At 75.6% G+C, this 16949-nt stretch carries 16 protein-coding genes; 9 read left to right on the top strand and 7 right to left on the bottom strand.

The features are described from left to right. Positions 1-98 precede the first annotated feature (98 nt). The 3 genes from WBK50_RS31450 to WBK50_RS31460 all read left to right on the top strand — a co-directional run bounded on the left by WBK50_RS31450 (position 99) and on the right by WBK50_RS31460 (position 2043). On the top strand, positions 99-656 hold the full coding sequence (locus WBK50_RS31450) for a TetR/AcrR family transcriptional regulator (RefSeq protein WP_341339028.1): 558 nt from the start codon (positions 99-101) through the stop codon (positions 654-656). Between the two features lie 47 nt (positions 657-703). Then, entirely contained in the window at positions 704-1516 is an 813-nt protein-coding gene (locus tag WBK50_RS31455) for an alpha/beta fold hydrolase (protein ID WP_341339029.1), read from the top strand. Between the two features lie 104 nt (positions 1517-1620). Further along, positions 1621-2043: a hypothetical protein gene (locus tag WBK50_RS31460; RefSeq protein ID WP_341339030.1), complete on the top strand. Its 423-nt coding sequence runs from the start codon at positions 1621-1623 to the stop codon at positions 2041-2043. A gap of 33 nt (positions 2044-2076) precedes the next feature. Here WBK50_RS31460 and WBK50_RS31465 read toward each other — a convergent pair whose 3' ends face one another. From WBK50_RS31465 to WBK50_RS31480, 4 genes are all read right to left on the bottom strand, one after another. Then, on the bottom strand, positions 2077-3462 hold the full coding sequence (locus tag WBK50_RS31465) for a metallopeptidase TldD-related protein (RefSeq protein WP_341339031.1): 1386 nt from the start codon (positions 3460-3462) through the stop codon (positions 2077-2079). After that, positions 3459-4991: a TldD/PmbA family protein gene (locus WBK50_RS31470; protein ID WP_341339032.1), complete on the bottom strand. Its 1533-nt coding sequence runs from the start codon at positions 4989-4991 to the stop codon at positions 3459-3461. Before WBK50_RS31470 ends, WBK50_RS31465 begins: the two co-directional genes overlap by 4 nt. Positions 4992-5063: 72 nt before the next feature. Then, entirely contained in the window at positions 5064-5354 is a 291-nt protein-coding gene (locus WBK50_RS31475) for a hypothetical protein (protein WP_341339033.1), read from the bottom strand. Next, a complete protein-coding gene (locus tag WBK50_RS31480) occupies positions 5344-6117 on the bottom strand; it encodes a hypothetical protein (protein ID WP_341339034.1) in 774 nt (257 codons plus the stop codon). The genes WBK50_RS31475 and WBK50_RS31480 overlap by 11 nt, the downstream gene beginning before the upstream one ends. A 196-nt stretch (positions 6118-6313) precedes the next feature. Here WBK50_RS31480 and WBK50_RS31485 point away from each other — a divergent pair, with 196 nt between their 5' ends. After that, positions 6314-7879, top strand: a complete 1566-nt coding sequence (locus WBK50_RS31485; RefSeq protein WP_341339035.1) for a PH domain-containing protein — start codon at positions 6314-6316, stop codon at positions 7877-7879. Here WBK50_RS31485 and WBK50_RS31490 read toward each other — a convergent pair. Beyond that, a complete protein-coding gene (locus WBK50_RS31490; RefSeq protein ID WP_341339036.1) occupies positions 7859-9871 on the bottom strand; it encodes a DUF2339 domain-containing protein in 2013 nt (670 codons plus the stop codon). The genes WBK50_RS31485 and WBK50_RS31490 overlap by 21 nt on opposite strands. A gap of 215 nt (positions 9872-10086) precedes the next feature. On the opposite strand from WBK50_RS31490, the gene WBK50_RS31495 reads away from it, so the two are divergent. From WBK50_RS31495 to trmB, 3 genes are read left to right on the top strand one after another with little or no spacing between them, the layout of a single operon-like run. After that, the gene (locus WBK50_RS31495; protein WP_341339037.1) at positions 10087-11088 is read left to right on the top strand and encodes a glycosyltransferase family 2 protein; all 1002 of its coding nucleotides are present in this window, start codon (positions 10087-10089) and stop codon (positions 11086-11088) included. 56 nt (positions 11089-11144) lie between these two features. Then, positions 11145-12155 (top strand): glycosyltransferase family 2 protein, encoded by a 1011-nt coding sequence (locus WBK50_RS31500; protein WP_341339038.1) that lies wholly within the window; start codon positions 11145-11147, stop codon positions 12153-12155. A gap of 19 nt (positions 12156-12174) precedes the next feature. Next, positions 12175-12867, top strand: a complete 693-nt coding sequence (gene trmB / locus WBK50_RS31505) for a tRNA (guanosine(46)-N7)-methyltransferase TrmB (protein WP_341339039.1) — start codon at positions 12175-12177, stop codon at positions 12865-12867. 2 nt (positions 12868-12869) lie between these two features. Here the strand turns inward: trmB and paaI are convergent, their stop codons facing one another. After that, positions 12870-13259 carry a hydroxyphenylacetyl-CoA thioesterase PaaI gene (paaI, locus tag WBK50_RS31510; protein WP_341339567.1) on the bottom strand — a complete coding sequence of 130 codons (390 nt, stop codon included), beginning with the start codon at positions 13257-13259 and terminating at the stop codon, positions 12870-12872. A gap of 168 nt (positions 13260-13427) precedes the next feature. On the opposite strand from paaI, the gene WBK50_RS31515 reads away from it, so the two are divergent. Both WBK50_RS31515 and WBK50_RS31520 read left to right on the top strand, forming a co-directional pair. Beyond that, on the top strand, positions 13428-14045 hold the full coding sequence (locus WBK50_RS31515) for an NYN domain-containing protein (protein ID WP_341339040.1): 618 nt from the start codon (positions 13428-13430) through the stop codon (positions 14043-14045). Continuing rightward, positions 14045-15367, top strand: a complete 1323-nt coding sequence (locus WBK50_RS31520) for an amidohydrolase family protein (RefSeq protein WP_341339041.1) — start codon at positions 14045-14047, stop codon at positions 15365-15367. Before WBK50_RS31515 ends, WBK50_RS31520 begins: the two co-directional genes overlap by 1 nt. A gap of 216 nt (positions 15368-15583) precedes the next feature. Here the strand turns inward: WBK50_RS31520 and WBK50_RS31525 are convergent, their stop codons facing one another. Beyond that, complete coding sequence (locus WBK50_RS31525) at positions 15584-16870, bottom strand: D-arabinono-1,4-lactone oxidase (RefSeq protein WP_341339042.1); 1287 nt, start codon at positions 16868-16870, stop codon at positions 15584-15586. Positions 16871-16949 lie beyond the last annotated feature (79 nt).

Here is a 16949-nt window from a genome sequence, read left to right on the forward strand (position 1 = left end):
GTCCAGACGGTACAGTAGCTCAACGTCACCGGAGCAGGCGAACTTCCGGGACGCCGGGTGAGCCGTCTCACCGCGATCACGCCCCCTAGACTCGGCAGGTGGCGAGCGCGCGGGATCGGGTCCTCGACGCCTACGAGACCCTGCTGATCGAGCAGGGGTCCGCGGGCGCGACGCTGGACGCCGTCGCGGCCGTGGCGGAGGTGTCCAAGGGTGGCCTCCTCTACCACTTCGCCTCGAAGGACGCGCTGGCCCAGGGCCTGTTCGAACGCCTCCGCGAGCGCAGCAAGGCGGACGCCGCGCTGATGCGGGAGAGCCCGGACGGCCCCGTCGCGTACTACCTCCTGACCTCGGTCCCCGGTGCGGCGTCGCCCGTCGGGCTGAGCCGCACCTACCTCGCGACCCTGCGTCTCGCGGACGCCAGCACGATCGGCGCGGCGGCGCGCGAGGCCGTGGCCGGCGTCGACGCGGACGGGCTCGCCGCGCTCGCCGAGGAGGTCCCGGACCCGGTGCTCGCCTGGCTGGTCCAGCTCGTCGGCGACGGCCTGTACCTGCGCACCCTCACCGGCGCTCCGCTCACCGGGGGCATCGCCGTGGACGACCTGCTGGACCGGCTCCGACAGATCATCGGCCGGTCCGGAACCGGCGCGACCGGCTAACACCGGTCCCCACGGCGCCGAACCCCCTCCCACGAGGGGGGATCGGAATGGTGGTGAGGACCCGGGGGACGGTCCGCGTCGACGTCCTGGAGAAGGGCTCGGGCCCGACGGTGGTGCTGCTGCCGGGCGCGCTGGCCGGGCTGTCGCGGTGGGAGGGCCTGGTCGAGGAGCTGGCCGACGACCACCACGTCCTGATGGTGGCGCTGCACGGGCACGGGGCGACCCCGCCCTGGTCCGCGCCGCGCCGGCAGTCCCTGACGGACCAGGTCCGGCTGGTGCACGCCGTCACCGCGGGGCGGGACGAGCCGGTGTCGCTGATCGGGCACGGGATCGGCGGGGCGGTCGCGATGCGCGCGGCGGTGGAGCTGGGCGAACGGGCCGAGACCCTCGTCCTGGTGGAGCCGGTGCCGTTCAGCCTGCTCGCCCGGGCGGGCAGGCACGACGTGTTCGACGACGTGTGCCGGCTCCGGGATCGGGTCGTCGAGACCGCCGAGGCGCAGCGCTGCGCCGAGGCGGCGCCGTCGGTCACGGACCAGTGGTTCGGCGAGGGCACCTGGGCGAGCCTCTCGCAGCGGTGCCGCACCCAGATCGTCGAGGCGATCGGGCCCGGGCGCCACGAATGGGACGCGATCACGGACCCGGGGCTCACCCTCGCCGAGGTCGCCTCGGGCTCCGCCGCGACGTTGCTGCTGGTCGGGCCGACGCCGCAGCCGTCCATCCGCGATCTCGTGGACGTCCTGGCGCAGGCCCGGCCGGACTGGACGGTCCGGGAGCAGCCCGGGGCCGGATCGCCGGCCGAGCCCGGGAGCGTCGCGGCGCTCGACTCCGTCGTCCTCGAGTTCCTGCGATCGGCCCGGTGACGACCGGTCCGTGCGGCGGATCCGATCACCGCATGCGTACGAGTGGGGCGAAACGGGTAATCGACTTCGCCACCGACCGGTGGCCGTGCGCCTGAGGAGAGTCGATGGGCACCACCGAGTACGTGATCTACCTGTTCGTCGCCGTCCTGTTGACCGTGGTGGTCGGCCAGGTCCTGCTGCGCAGTGGACAGCCCTTCCTGGAGGAGGTGTTCCGGAGCAATGAGACGGCGCACTCGCTCAACATCCTGCTCAGCGTGCTGTTCCACCTGCTCACCCTCGGGGTCCTGGCGCTCCTCTCGACCATCGACGTGCCGATCGAGGCGCCCCTGCAGGCCACGGTGACCCGGTTCGGGGTGGCGTTGCTGGTGGTCGGGATCGCCTACGGCGTCTCGATGCTGGTGCTGCTGCGGATCCGGGAACGCAGGCGCCAGGCCGTGGTGTCCGACCGGATCGACGAGCGGCTGGCCGAGCAGCGCCGTCGCCCCGCCCCGACCGCCGACCCGGTCCCGCCGCCCCCGCCGGCCTAGGAGGGTGATGTTCAGCACCCCTCCCAGGACGGGCTACCGCCCGAGGGACACCGAGCTCATGTGGAAGTCCGGCACCCGGACCGGCGGCATGGCCGTCCGGGTGAACCAGTCCTTCCACTCCCGCGGCAGCGTCGGGACCGTGGCGCCCACCTCGCTCGTCCGGCGCAGGAGGTCCAGCGGGGAGTAGTTGAACCGGAAGTTGTGGTCGACCTCGGCGACGACCTCGCCGTGCTCCACCAGGTAGACGCCGTCCCGGGTCAGGCCGGTGAGCAGCAGCGTCGTGGGGTCGACCTCCCGGATGTACCAGAGGCACGTCAGCAGCAGGGCGCGTTCGGTGCGCGCGACCATCTCCGGCAAGGACGTGTCGGCGCCGCCGGTCAGGATCAGGTTGTCCCCGGCCGGCGTGAACGCCGTCCCGAACTCCGCGGCCTCGGCCCGGCTGTAGACCAGCTCGCTGATCACGCCCTCACGCACCCAGTCCACCCGCCGGTTCGGCGCCCCGTTGTCGAACACGCTGGTCCCGCCCCCGGACGCGGTGGCGACGACGAACGGCTCGTACTCCATCCCCGGCGCGTCCGGGTCGCTGCTCAGGGTCAGCGGGAGCGACGTCAGCTGCTCGCCGATGCGCGGCCCGTCCGGCCCGGCGAGCGCGCTGCGCCCCTCCTGTGCGGATCGCCCCTCCATGGACCAGGACAGGTAGACGAGCATGTCCGCGACGGCCGACGGCGGCATCAGCGTCTCGTAGCGGCCGGGCTCCAGCGTGACCTTGCGGGCGCCCCAGGCCAGCCGGTCCGCGGCCTCGGCGGCGAGCGCGACGACGTCGACGTCCGTGAAGTCCGTCGTCGCCGCGCCGGCCCAGGCGGAGCCGGACAGGTCCGACGTCTTGACGTTGAGCTCGACGGAACCGGTGGGCTGCACCCAGCGGCGGCGCACGCCCGCCGAGGTGCCCAGCCATACCGTGGTGAGCGAGTGGCTCGCGAAGCCGTACTGCCGGTTCGGCCCGGCCAGCACCTCGGCGAGGCCGCTCGCCAGGTCCGAGTAGACGGCGATCGAGGTCTCCGCGGCGGGATCGCCCCACGCCACGTCCTCGCAGGTCGGCTCGGGGAGCGGCGCGGCGTCCTCCGCCGGACCCGCGTCCCGGGCGCTGCGCTCCGCCTCGCGCACCAGGTCCTCGAGCTGGGCCGGATCGGTGACGGCGACGCTGGAGCTGACCGTCCCGGCCGCCGTCCCGCCCTCGACGTCGACGAACGCGATCACCGTGACCCGGCGCGACGTCGTGTGCCCGTTGGTCGTCATCGTCGAGTTCGCCCAGCGCAGGACGGCCTCACCGGTCTCGCTGACGATCACCGCACAGCCGGCGAGCCCGGCCGACGCCGCCAGGACGCGCTCGACGATCTCCTGCGGGGACAGGGTGCTCACTTGCCCTCCTCCTGGGTGTTCAGCACCGAGATCCCGCGGAACCGCGCGGACGGGCAGCCGTGGCTCACCGGCGCGGCCTGTCCCGGCTGGGCCTTGCCGCAGTTCATCGCGCCGCCGAGGCGCCACGTGGACGGGCCGCCGACGGCGTCCATCGCGCCCCAGAAGTCCGTGGTCGTGGCCTGGTAGGCGACGTCGCGCAGCTGCCCGGCGAGCCTCCCGTTCTCGATCCGGAAGAAGCGCTGGCCGGTGAACTGGAAGTTGTGGCGCTGCATGTCGATGGACCAGGACTTGTCCCCGACGACGTAGATCCCGCGTTCGACGCCGGCGATCAGCTCGGCCGTGCTGGTGTCCTTCGCCGGGTCCGGCGCCAGGGACACGTTGGCCATCCGCTGGATCGGGACGTGGTGCGGGGAGTCCGCGAACGCGCAGCCGTTGGACCGGTCGAGGCCCAGCCGGGGTGCGAAGGTGCGGTCCAGCTGGTAGCCGACGAGCACGCCGTCGCGGACGAGGTCCCACTCGCCGGTCCGCACGCCGTCGTCGTCGAACCCGATGGTGGACAGGCCGTGCGGGACGGTCCGGTCGCCCGTGACGTGCATGTGCTCCGAGCCGTAGCGCAGCGTCCCGAGCTTGTCCGGGGTCGCGAACGACGAGCCCGCGTACGCCGCCTCGTAGCCGATCGCACGGTCGTACTCGGTGGCGTGCCCGACGGACTCGTGGATCGTGAGCCAGAGGTTGGTCGGGTCGATGACCAGGTCGTACACCCCCGCCTCGACGCTGGGCGCCTTCGACTTCCCGGCGAGGAGCTCCGGCATCTCGGCGAGCTCGGCGTCCCAGTCCCAGAAGTCCCCGGTGAGGTACTCCCAGCCGCGGCCGACGGGCGGGGCGAGGCTGCTCATGGTCTCGAAGCCGCCCGCCGCCCGGTCCACGGCGGTCGCGGTGATCCCGGGCTCGAGCCGGACGCGCTGCTGCAGCGTCGTGGTGCCGGCCGAGTCCGCGTAGAACTTGCACTCGCGCACCTGCAGCACCGAGGCCGCGACGTGGTCCACGCCGTCGCTCGCGAGGAGGCGCCGGGACCGGTCCGTGAGCAGCTCGACCTTGTCCCGGATGGGCACGGTGAACGGGTCGACGTCGTAGGCCGAGACCCAGACCGATCCCGGATGGACGGGCTCGTCCGCGCGCTCGACCCGTTCGAGCGCCACCGGGAGCAGCGTCCGCGCGACGGCGACGGCTCGTTCGGCGACCGCGACCGCGGACTGCGGGGTGAGCTCGACGTGCGAGGCGAACCCCCACACGCCGTCGACCAGCACCCGGACCGCGAGCCCGGTGACGGTGGAGTCCGCGACGCCGGTGACCGAGCCGTCCCGGAGCCGGATGGTCTGCGACACGATCCGCTCGACCCGCAGGTCCGCGTACTCCGCGCCGAGGAGCCGGGCCCGGCTCAGCGCGGCCCCCGCCAGGCCGGCGAGCGGGAGCGCCCGGAACTCGGGATCGATCAGGGTGTCGTCCACAGCGGGATCGGTGGCTGGCACCGCGTCAACCTACCGGCCGCCCCTGTCCGGGCCCGGAGTCAGTGCGGGCACGGAGTCAGTGCGGGCCCGGAGTCAGTGCGGGTCCGGGGGCAGCCACCACGGGTGGTCGTCGTCCGGGAACGCGGCGTCCATGAGCAGCGGACCGAAGACCGTGCCGGTCAGGAGCGGGCCGCCCGGGTCCACCGGGGCGAGGCGGAGGATCTGGTCCGCCAGGCCGTCGCCGTCCAGGTCGGTCGCGGCGACCGGCCCGTCGTCGTCGACGAGGATCGAGTCCGGCACGCCGTCGCCGTCCGTGTCGAGGTCCCACGGGCCGATGACGAGCTCGCCGAGGGGCTCGTCGGGCCGGTCTCCGTCAGCGCGCACCGGACGGCTCCAGGGCCCGCAGCTCGGCGACGACCTCGGCGCGGCGCGCGGCGACGGCCGCGTCCAGCGCCGTTCCCACCCGCCGTTCCACCTCGATCAGCCGCCTTCCGACCACCGTGTCGTACGCCGCGCCGAACCCTTCGAGGGCCTCGGCGACCCAGCCGCCCCAGCGGGCGCGGTCCGCCGCGGCGCGCTGCGCCACGATCGTCCCCGCCACGGCGGCCACGGACAACCCCATGAGCAGCGGCAGCAGCGCCCGGAGCCCGGTGAGCGGCAGGACCGGCAGCCCCAGCAGCGGCAACGCCGCCGCGAGCAGCGGGCGCCAGGCCCCGGGACCGGCGCGCAGCAGGAGGTGCGGCCACCCGGGAAGCGCGGGCGGCGGTGGCAGCCGGACCGGTGGGGGCTGCGGCGGGCTCCCGGGATCGACGAGGGCGGGATCGAGCCCGAGGCCGCCGGCGAGGGCGCGCAGCGGCGGCAGCGCCCGGGCGCGGACGCGCGGCTCCAGCCGGGCGGCGGCCTCGGTGAGCGCCGCGCCCAGGACCTCCGGGAGCCGGGCCCGGCCACGGTCACCCGTCCGGGCGATCCGGCGGCCGGCGTCGGCGCGCAGCCCGAGGACCTCCGCCCGGAGCGCGGCGGCCAGGTCCAGCCGGACCAGGGCCAGCGCGGAGCGGGTCTCGGCCCGGTGGCCGCCGCCCAGGGCGGCCCGCTCGGCCCGCAGCTCCCCCTGCCGGGTGCGTACCGCGGCGGCGTGGCGATCGTTCATGTCCGAAGAGTGCGGCACGGCCGGTGCTCCGCGGGGCCGGTCGGCAGGATCGTTCCCGGGAGTGAACGGTCCTGCGCTTTCCCACCGCCCGGGGGTGGACCGGGCCGCGCGTCGGGCGGGAGAGTGCAGGACCGGGATCCGGGGTGCCCGGTCGTTCGGGGGGAGGAATGCGCGGGTGGGGGACGGGTCTGTGCCGGTGAGGGCCGCTGCCGTCGTGCCGGCCGGGGGAGCCGAGCCGCCGGAGGGGGACTGGGCCACGCTGGACGGCCGCGCCGTCGCCGTGACCGTCGTGCTGGTCGCCGGGCTGGTCACCCTCGCCGGGGCGCTCACGCTCGTCGGTGTCGCGGTCCGCGACCCGGCCCGGCTGCCCGTCGCCCTCGCCGCGACGCTGACCGCCGCGCTCGCGATCGTGGCCGCCGCGGCGCTGGCGGCCCGGCTGAGCTGGCGGCGCGCCCGCTACCGCGTCACACCCGAGCGCGTCGAGGTCCGCTCCGGGGTCCTGGTCCGACGGCGGCGGAGCCTCGCGCTGCAGCGCGTCCGCACGGTCGACGTGACGGCCGGTCCGGTACTGCGGACGTTCGGCCTGGTCACGTTGCGGGTGGGCACCGGGCAGCGCAGCGGCACCGGCGAGACGATCCTGCAGCTGCGCCCGGTCGACCGCCTCGAGGCCGACCGGCTCCGGACGGTCCTGCTGGACCGGGTCCGCTCCGCGGGCGGCCCGCAGGCCGGGCCCGGGGACGGCCGCATCGCCAGCGGCAACCCCCGCTGGATGCGCTACGGACTGCTCACCGCCGCGACTCCGCTGCTCGCGATCGGCGTCCCCGGGATCCTGCTGCAGCTCGCGGACTGGCTCGGGCTCCGCGACGGCCTGTTCGACGCCGTCGGCACGGCTTCCCGGGCGGTCTCCCCGGCCGCCGTGGCGGTCGTCCTGGTGGGTGTCCTGCTGCTGGTCGGCGGGCTGTCCGCGCTCGCGCTCTACGCCGAGACGTGGGGGCACTTCCGGCTGGACCGCGAGCCGGGCGGGACGCTGCGGGTGCGCCGCGGCGTGGTGACCACCCGTTCGATCTCGCTGGAGGAGCGGCGGTTGCACGGAGTGGAGCTCGTCGAGCCGCTGGGGGCGCGGCTCGCCGGGGCCGCCCGGGTCGACGCCGTCGCCACCGGCCTGGTCGTCGGCGCGGACGCGGAGAGCACGGAGCACCGGACCCTGCTGCCGGCGGCGCCGCGCTCGTTGGCCGAGCGGGTGGCGGCGGCGGTGCTGGGCGAGTCGCTGTGCCCGACCGCGCAGCCGCTGACCCCGCACCCGGCCGCCGCCCGCCGCCGCCGGCTCGCCCGGGCGCTGCTGTGCGTCGCCGTCCCGGTGCTGGCGCTGGCGCTGCCCGGTCTGCTCGTGCCGGTGACCCCGCTGGTCGTCGCGGCGGTCGTGCTCATGGTGCCGGCCACGCCCCTCGCCCTGCTGTTCGCGCGGGACGCCGCCGCCAACCTCGGACACGGCCTGACCGGCCGCTACCTGGTGACGCGCTCGGGGTCGCTGCGGCGCAGCACGGTCGCCCTGCGCCGGGAGGGGGTCATCGGCTGGCGGATCCGGCAGTCCCCGTGGCAGCGCCACGCCGGCCTGGTCACCGTGACCGCGACGACGGCCGCGGGCCGGGGCGCGTTCACCGCCCACGACGCCGCCGCCGTCGACGGGGTGGAGTTCGCCGCCGGGGCGGTCCCCGGCCTGCTGTCCCCGTTCGTCCGGTCCTCAGGCCCCGGCCGGGGTTGAGGGCGTCTCCTCCGCCCGCGCCGGTTCCTCCTGGGCCGCGGCCACGACCTTCGCGTACCGGGTCCCGGCCGCGAGCAGCACCAGGCCGGCGCCCAGGAACGCGGCGACGCGCGCCAGGCCGTCGAGGGCCGTGAGGTCGAACAGCACCAGCTTCGCCACCGCCGCGGCGACGAGCACGAGCCCCGTCACCCGCAGCGCGGTCCGGCTGATCCCGCGGGCCAGCAGCACCAGCGCGGCGACCGCCCAGGACACCGTGACGGCGGCGTGCCCGAGCAGGAACCCGTCGCGGTCCGGCGAGATCAGCAACGCGGCGGCGAGCACCAGGCCCGCAGCGCCGTACAGCCCGACCAGGCCGGTCGGGACCCAGAGCCCGGCCGTCGACGAGTCCGCCCGGACCACCCCGGTCCGCCCGGCGGCGGCCAGCACCGCGACGGCGAGCGCCAGGATCAGCGCGGACAGCCCGAGCGCGGCCACGAGCGCGCCGGTGCGGACCTCCGCACCCGCGAGGAACGGCCACCGCGGGAACGCCGCCAGCGCCTGCGGCGGAACCACCTCGGCCACGGCCAGCAGCACCCCGACCAGGCCGTACACCCCGCCGACGAGCAGCGGCAGCCGCGCCCTCAGCACCGTCGCGAGGACGGCCAGGACGATGCCCTGGCCGAGGAGCACGGCGTGCTGGGGCGTGCCGTCGAAGGCGAGCATCGTGGCCTGGAAGAGAGCCACGGCACCGGCGGTCAGGGCGGTGATCCGGATCGCCTTCACCGGGGCGGGCCACGCACTGAACCCGAGCAGGACGACGGCGGCGCCGGCCGCGAGCACCGCACCGCGCCAGCCTTGCAGCAGCGCGCCGAGGGTGAGCGTCGGCAGGGCCGAGACGGCGAGCGCGGCCGCGACGGCCCCGGGCCCGGCCGCCGGCCGGACGGCCATGGGCGCGGCGAGCGCGACCCCGACGACCAGCACCGCGACGCTCGCGGCGATCGCGGCCGGGGTGCTGCTGTACCAGGACGTCCCGGCCGCGACCATGCCGTACAGCGCGGGCCAGGCGGCCGCGACGGGGACCAGCGTCGGCCAGCCGCGGCGCAGGACCGCCGCTGCCGCGGCGACCTGCAGCGCGAGCACGAGCGCGACCAGCAACGGGGTGAAGCCGTCGGTCACGAACGGCGCGAGCACCGCCGCGCCCACCACGGCGCCGACGGCGAGCAGCCGGGACCGCCAGGCGTCCGCGAGAGTGATCCCGCCCGCCGCGACGAGCAACGCCAGCGCCAGCCCGGCGACGTCGGGCAGGAAGCCGTACAGCGCCGTCGCGGCCGCGACGTCCAGGTAGAGGGCCGCGACGCCGGTCCCGGCCAGGGCTAGCGCACCGACCGGCGAGTCCTTGCGGTTCAACCGCACGGCGAGCCCGACGAGGGCGAGGCCGAGCACCGCCCCGAGGCCCACCCGGGCGCCGGGGGAGAACCAGCCGCGGGACGCCGCGAGCACCAGCAGCATGACGACGCCGAGCAGGGTCACCGCACCGCCGGTCCAGGCCAGCAGCCGGGCACCGGACAGCGAGGAGACCCAGGTCCTGAGCGCGCGGCCGGGCGCGGGCCGGGGCGGGCGCGGAGCGGGGTACCGAGGGATCCCGAGAGGCCGGGGGGCGCCGCGGTCCGGCCCGACACGCGGCGGGTAGGGCTGGGCACCCGGGTACGGCTGGGCACCCGGGTACGGCGGCTGCGAAACGCCCGCACCCGCGTGCTGCGGGCTCGGGTACGGCGGTCCCCCGTAGGCCGGGCCCGGGTACGGCCCGCTCGCAGGCCCCTGCGGATCCGCGGTCGGTCCACCCGTCGGCCGGCCACCGGGTGCGGCGGACGGCTCGGCGGCCTCGCCCGCTCTCCCCGGCGCGGCCGCGAGCGTGAGCAGCTCCGACCCCATGTCGTCGAGGCGGCGGCCGAGACGACCCAGCTCGGCGGCGAGCTCGGTGATCCGGTCGGGCTTTCCCGTCGGTGCGGACATGCCCGAAGACTCCCGGATCGCGGGCGGTTCCGGATCAGTACTAGTACGAGGATCCGCGCACGATCGGACCGTGATCACCCGAACGAGGACTCCCGCCGACCCCGGGGCAACCCCGTCGCCTGACGGTGCGTCCTAACGGGTGGAGATGTCGATCACGCACATCCGAGTGGTCGTGTCCTCGTTGTCATCATCGAGCGGACCTGTATGGAGGTTGTGTGAGCGCCGTTTCGACGCCCCGTCCGGCCCCCACACGTGGGGTGGTGCCGGGCGCGCCACCACGCCCGGGGCAGCAGCCGGGCCCGCACCCCGGTCCGGGCCAGTACCCCGGCCCCGGCCAGTACCCCGGCCCCGGCCAGTACGGCCCGCCGTACGCCGCCCCCCACGGGGCCCCCTACGGCGGACGGCCGCCGCTGCGGCCCGTGCCCCCGCCGGAGCTCAGCCGGCGTCCGCGGCCCCGCCCGTCGCCGCGGCGCTCGGCGAACCCGGCCGTCACCGTCATCGTCCCGACGCGGAACGAGGCCCGGAACCTCGAGGTCGTGCTCCCCGCGATCGCGGCGGTCCGCCCGGCCGTGCACGAGATCATCGTCGTCGACGGCAACTCGACGGACGACACGCTCGGCACCGCCCGCCGGACGCTGCCGTGGGTGCGCTGCATCACCCAGACCCGCAAGGGCAAGGGCAACGCCATGGCGTGCGGGTTCGCGGCGGCGACCGGCGACGTCATCGTCATGTTCGACGCGGACGGCTCCGCGGACCCGGCGGAGATCCCGGCGTTCGTCTCCGCCCTCGTCGCGGGCGCGGACTTCGCCAAGGGCAGCCGGTTCGCCCGCGGCGGCGGCAGCGAGGACATCACGCTGCTCCGCAAGACCGGGAACGCCGGGCTGAACACCGTGGCCAACGCGCTGTTCGGCACGTCGTACACGGACCTCTGCTACGGCTACAACGCCTTCTGGGCGGACCTGCTGCCGCTGCTCGAACTGCCCGACCCGGCGCTCCCGCTCCCCGAGGACGGCACCATGCTCTGGGGCGACGGGTTCGAGATCGAGACCGTGCTGAACTGCCGGATCGCGGCCGCCGGGCTGCGGATCACCGAGGTGCCGTCGGTGGAGAAGCTGCGGATCTTCGGCGAGACGAACCTGAGGACCTTCGCGGACGGCACCCGGGTGCTGCGTACCCTGCTCTCCGAGCATCGCCGAGCCGACCGCCGCAAGCCCTGACACCTGATCGGGTGCGGACGGCGGCCGCACGCACCGCCCGTGAGGAGACCGTCGAAGTGAACCCGGCCCAGCCCGACCCGGCCGTGACGGCGAGCGTCGTCATCTGCGTCTACACGGACAAGCGGTGGTTCGACATCGTCGCCGCCGTCGAGTCCGTCGCGGCGCAGGACGTCGCCGCGGCCGAGACGATCGTGGTCGTCGACCACAACGACGCCCTGCTCGAACGGGCCTCGCGCACCTTCGGCCCCCGCGGGGTGCGGGTGCTGCCGAGCGTCCACCGGCAGGGCCTCTCGGGGGCACGGAACACCGCCGTCGAGGCGGCGACCGGCGAGATCATCGTCTTCCTCGACGACGACGCCGCGGCCCGTCCCGGCTGGCTGCGGGCCCTGCTGACCCCGTACGCGGACCCGGCCGTCATCGGCGTCGGCGGCATCGCGCACCCCCGCTGGCCGGAGCGCCGCCCCGTGATGCTGCCGGGCTACGCGCCGGACAACCGCGACGCGACGGGCGAGCTGGACTGGGTCGTCGGCTGTACCTACACCGGCCAGCCCACCACGGCGGCCGAGATGCGCAACCTCATGGGCTGCAACATGTCCCTTCGCGCCGAGGTGTTCAAGCGGGTCGGCGGGTTCGCCGAGGACATCGGCCGGATCGGCAAGAACCCGCTGGGCTGCGAGGAGACCGAGCTCTGCATCCGGGCCACCCAGGCCTACAAGAAGGACGGCCGGCCGGCCCGGATCCTGTTCGAGCCGCGGGCCGCGGTGGACCACCGGGTCAGCGAGGACCGCGTGCACTGGGAGTACCTGCGCCGGCGCAGCTGGGCGGAGGGCCTGTCGAAGGCCGCCGTCGCCGGGCTGGTCGGCAGCGACGACGCCCTGTCCACCGAGCGCGGCTACGTCACCGGCGTGCTGCCCAAGGGCGTGCTCCGCGAGCTGCTGCGCCGCCGGCCCAAGGGCGCGGCCGCGATCGTCTGCTGCCTGGGCTGGACCGCCGCGGGCTACCTGCGCGGCAGGCTCCCCGGCGCCACCGCCCACGTCCGGCTGCCCGCCTCGAACGCCGGTGCCTGAGCAGGACACCCGGCCCGAGGTGGATCGCCCGGCACGCATCCCGAGCTTCGTCCAGCACCGCAACCGGCTGACGGAGGGCCAGCAGCGCGCCTGGGACGAGTGGTGGTCGGTCTACGGCGGTGACGTCGCGGACGCGGTCCGGGCAGGCACCTTCGACGCCGCCGCCACGTTCGGCCGGACGGCCCCGCTGATCCTGGAGATCGGCTCCGGGTCCGGGGAGTCGACGGCCGCGATGGCCGCCGCCGAGCCCGGGGTGAACCTGCTCGCCGTCGAGGTCTACGAACCGGGACTGGCGCGGCTGATCATGCTGATGCGCGCCGACGGCACGGAGAACCTGCGGATGCTGCGCGGGGACGCCGTGGAGCTGCTCGAACACGTCGTCGCGCCAGGATCGCTCGACGGCGTCCGGGTGTACTTCCCGGACCCCTGGCCCAAGCGCCGCCACCACAAGCGGCGCCTCGTGCAGCCGGAGTTCGCGGCACTCGTCGCGTCGCGGCTGGCGCCCGGGGCGACGCTGCACCTCGCCACGGACTGGGAGGAGTACGCGGAGCAGATGCGCGAGGTCTGCGACGCCGAGCCGCTGCTGCACCGGGCCCCCGGCACCGGGGCGGACGGGTGGTACCCGCGGCCGGACTTCCGGCCGCTCACCAAGTTCGAGCAGCGGGCGAAGGTCGAGGGCCGCGTGGTGCACGACCTGATCTACGTGCGCTGACCTCAGGGCAAGGTGGGGCCGGGCAGACCGGGCACCTGGCGGGACCGGCCGCGGAACTCCGCGACGACCTCGCCCGCGCCGGTCCGGACGGTCACGTCGTAGATCCCGGAGCGGCCGAGCGCGCGCTCGACGGCCTCGGCCACGAGTTCGTCGCCGAGCTTCGCGGGCCGCAGGAACGTGATGTCGCCGCCCTGCGCGACCGTCGAGACGCCGTGGCTGTTGCAGGCGTAGGCGAAGGCGCAGTCCGCGAGCATGAAGATGTAGCCGCCGTGGCCGATCCCGTGCCCGTTGACGTGGCGGTCCTCGACGGTCATGGCCGAGCGCGCCCGGCCCGGCCCGATCTCCACGAGCCGGATACCGGCTCCCCTCGCCGCCGCGTCGTGATGGGCCATGGCGGCCCCGACCCGTTCGGCCACCTGCTGCGGCGTCTCGCCCGACTGCGTTCCCACACCGATCATCCTGACGTGCCGCCGGGCGGCTCGCCCGGCGTGGTCCCGGCTCGGCCCCGGGGCCGTATAAGGTCGCGGGATGACCCGCCGCAGTGCCCCGGAGGACCGGACGTGACCGCCACCGGACCCCAGCCGCGCGTGCTGCTCGTGTGGGACGCCCCCAACATGGACATGAGCCTCGGCTCGCTGCTGGGGGCGCGCCCGACGTCGGCGTTCCGGCCGCGGTTCGACGCCGTCGGCCGCTGGCTGCTGGACCTCGCCGGTCCCGACGCCGTCGCCGAGGCCTGTGTGTTCACCAACGTCGTACCGGGCAGCACCGAGGTCGTCCGGCCCTGGGTGGAGGCGCTGCGGAACGTCGGTTTCGCGGTCTTCGCCAAGCCGAAGGTCACCGACGACAGCGACATCGACGACGACATGCTCAGTCACATCGAGCTGCGGCGGAACGAGGGGTCGCTGCGGCACGTCGTCGTGGCGTCCGGGGACGGGCGCGCGTTCCTGGACCCGCTCGAGAAGCTGATCTCCGAGCACGTCGACGTCACGGTGATCGGGTTCCGCGAGTACGCCAACTTCGCGCTCGGCTCGGAGACGATCTCGTTCCTCGACCTCGAGGACATCGACGGCGTCTTCCGCGAGCCGCTGCCGCGCATGACGCTGGAGTCCCTGCCGGACGACGGTGCCTGGCTGCCGCCGTTCCGCTCGCTGCGCTCGCTGCTGGAACCCCGCCGCTGATGTCCCTGCGGCTCGCCGCCGCGGTCGCTCTGACCTGCGGAAAGGGCTTCCCGGTCGTCCGCGACGCCGTGGTGGACGTCGACGACGCCGGCCGGATCGCGTGGGTGGGCCCCCGCGCAGAGGCGCCTGCGGCGCCGTCGACACCGGTGCGGGAGCTGCCCGGGCTGCTCATGCCCGGGCTCGTCAACACGCACTGCCACACGCCGATGTCCGTGCTCCGCGGGATGGGCGGGGACCTGCCGCTGATGTCCTGGCTGCAGGACGTCATGTGGCCGGCCGAGGGCATGCTCGACGACGACGACGTCCGCGCCGGGATGCTCGCCGGCTGCGTCGAGCACCTGCGCAGCGGCTGCACCACGAGTACCGAGATGTACTTCTTCACCGACGCGGTGATCGACGCCGTGCTCACCGCGGGCTCCCGGGTGCTGCTGACCCCCGGGATCATCGCCGCGCCCGGCTGGGACCGCCTGGGCACCTGGCAGGAGATGCGGGACGACGTGTCCGCCCGCATCGACGCCGGCGGGCTGCGGTTCGGGCCCGGCGAGCGCGTCGAGCTGGGGTACGGGCCGCACTCCGCCTACACGCTGTCGCCCGAGGCCCTGACGACGATCGCCGAGGCCGCCCGGGCGCGCGGCGCGCTGATGCACGTGCACGTCGCCGAGTCGAAGCAGGAGGACGTCGCGCAGCGGGCCGCGTACGGCTCGGTGCCGGCCGAGCTCCGGGAGATCGGCGCGCTGGGCGGCCGGGTGCTCGCCGCGCACTCCGTGCAGCTCTCGGACGCGGACATCGCGCTCCTCGCGGACGCGGGTGTGGCCGTCGCGCACTGTCCGGGCTCCAACGCGAAGCTGGCGGCCGGGGTCGCCCGGGTCCTGGACCTGCGCCGGGCCGGCGTCCGGGTCGGGCTGGGCACCGACGGCCCCGCCTCCGGGGACGACCAGGACCTCTGGCTGCAGGCCCGGCTCGCCGGCATGCTCGCCCGGATCGACGCGGGCGACGCCGCGGCGTTGACGGCCGCGGACCTGCTGCTGATGGCCACCCGGGACGGCGCCGAGGCGATCGGCCGGGACGACATCGGGGCCCTCGAGCCGGGTCGCTGGGCGGACCTCGTCCACGTGGACCTCGACGACTCCGTCTTCGTCGCCCCCGACGACGACGCCCAGCTCGTCTCGAACCTTGTCTGGGCGGGCGGGGCGAGGCTCGTGAAGGACGTCTGGGTCGCGGGGGAGCAGGTGCTGGCGGACACGGAGCCCACGCGGGTGGACCGCGCGGAGACCCGCGCGAACCTGCGAGCCGTCTCCGCCCGCCTCCGCGCCGCCCTCTGACAGCCGCCGGGCCGCCGCCCCACGACCTGCCGCCCCCCGCGAGTCGGTACCTGAGACCCCGCGAGTCGCGATGTGAAGCCCCGCGAGGCGCGATGTGAAGCCCGCCGAGTCGGGGCGGAGAGCCGCGGCTCGCCCGGCCCCACACCCCGACTCGCCCGGCCCCACACCCCGACTCGCCCGGTCTTGCGGACCGACTCGCGGGTTGGCTCGGGTGGGTCAGGGGCCGAGGAGGGTGTCCAGGTGGTCGTTGGTGAAGCGGCGGCCCGGGTCCAGGCTGTCCCGGACGTCCAGGAAGTCCGGCAGCCGTGGGTACGTCCGCTCCAGCTCGGCGACCGTCCAGTCGTGGCGGCCCGCCCAGTGCGGGCGGCCCTCCAGGTCCTCCAGGACCGCCGCGACCAGCCCGAACAGCGGTCGGTGATCGGCCCCCCGGGGGCTGCGGACGGCGATCCAGGCCGTCGCCCGGCCCTGCGCGGGATGCAGCCAGCCGGTCTCCGCGGGCCCCACCCGCACGTCGACGGGGCGGCGCAGCTCGAGCCCGCGCGCGGACGTCGCCGCTCCGAGCTCGCGCAGCGCCGCGCGCAGCGCCTCCCGCGGGATCGCCCACTCGGTGATCTCCCCGCGCCAGGGCCGGGGGTCCGGCAGGACGATGTGCGGATCGCCGATCGCCAGGCCGCCGTCCCACCTGCTCGACGGCTTCCACGCGGGGCGCGAGCCCGGCCACGGAGCGGGTGCGAGCCACGACACCACCCGACCCAGCGCCTCCGCGGACCCGCTGGCGGCCGCCAGTACCGGATTCGCCGGCGCCGCCGGCCCCTCGGCGGCGGCCCGGTCGTCCGCGCCGACGGGATCCCCCCGGCGCACCACGGCCTCCCCCGAGGGCACGTGCACCTCCAGCGCGGCCCAGGCGTGGGCGTCGAGGGTGCCGTCGGCGAGGGCGGCGTCGAACGGACGGAGCTCCTCCCGCACGGCCAGCTCCGTCAGCGGGACGGTGCGCAGCTCGACCTCGGTCAGGACGCCCAGCGCGCCCAGCCCGGTGCGGACCGCGTCGAGCTCGGGGCTCTCGGCGTCCAGGGCGCGGAGCGTACCGAGCCCGTCGACCAGCCGAACGCCGGTGACCTGCGCGGAAAGCGATCCGGTGGCGGCCGAGCCGCCGTGGGTCCCGGTACCGACCGCCCCGCCGACGCTGACCGCGAGCGCCTCCGGGATCACGGCGAGGGTGCGGGCGCAACCGGCGAGATGACCCAGCAGCGCGGCCAGCGACGTCCCGGCGCGGACGCGGACGCGGTCGCCGTCGAGGCTCACGACGCCGGTGAGCGCGGAACAGTCCAGGTGGACGTCATCGGTGACGGCGAGGGGACTTCCCGACAATCCCGCCCCGACGGGCCGTACCCGCGTCCCCCGCTCCGCCGCCCGCTGCACGGCGGCCACGACACCCGCCTCGTCGAGCGGACGGTCCGTACGCCGGGGGTTCGCCTGCTGCCCGCCCGACCAGTTGACCCACATCCGGACGAGCCTAGGCGAGAGGGCCACGCGGGGGTGCGGCGTCGCCCCGGGCAGGGGTGTGCGGACGTGCGGGAGGGCC

Origin of the sequence: Pseudonocardia sp. T1-2H (assembly GCF_038039215.1) — a bacterium.
Classification (GTDB): Bacteria; Actinomycetota; Actinomycetes; order Mycobacteriales; family Pseudonocardiaceae; genus Pseudonocardia.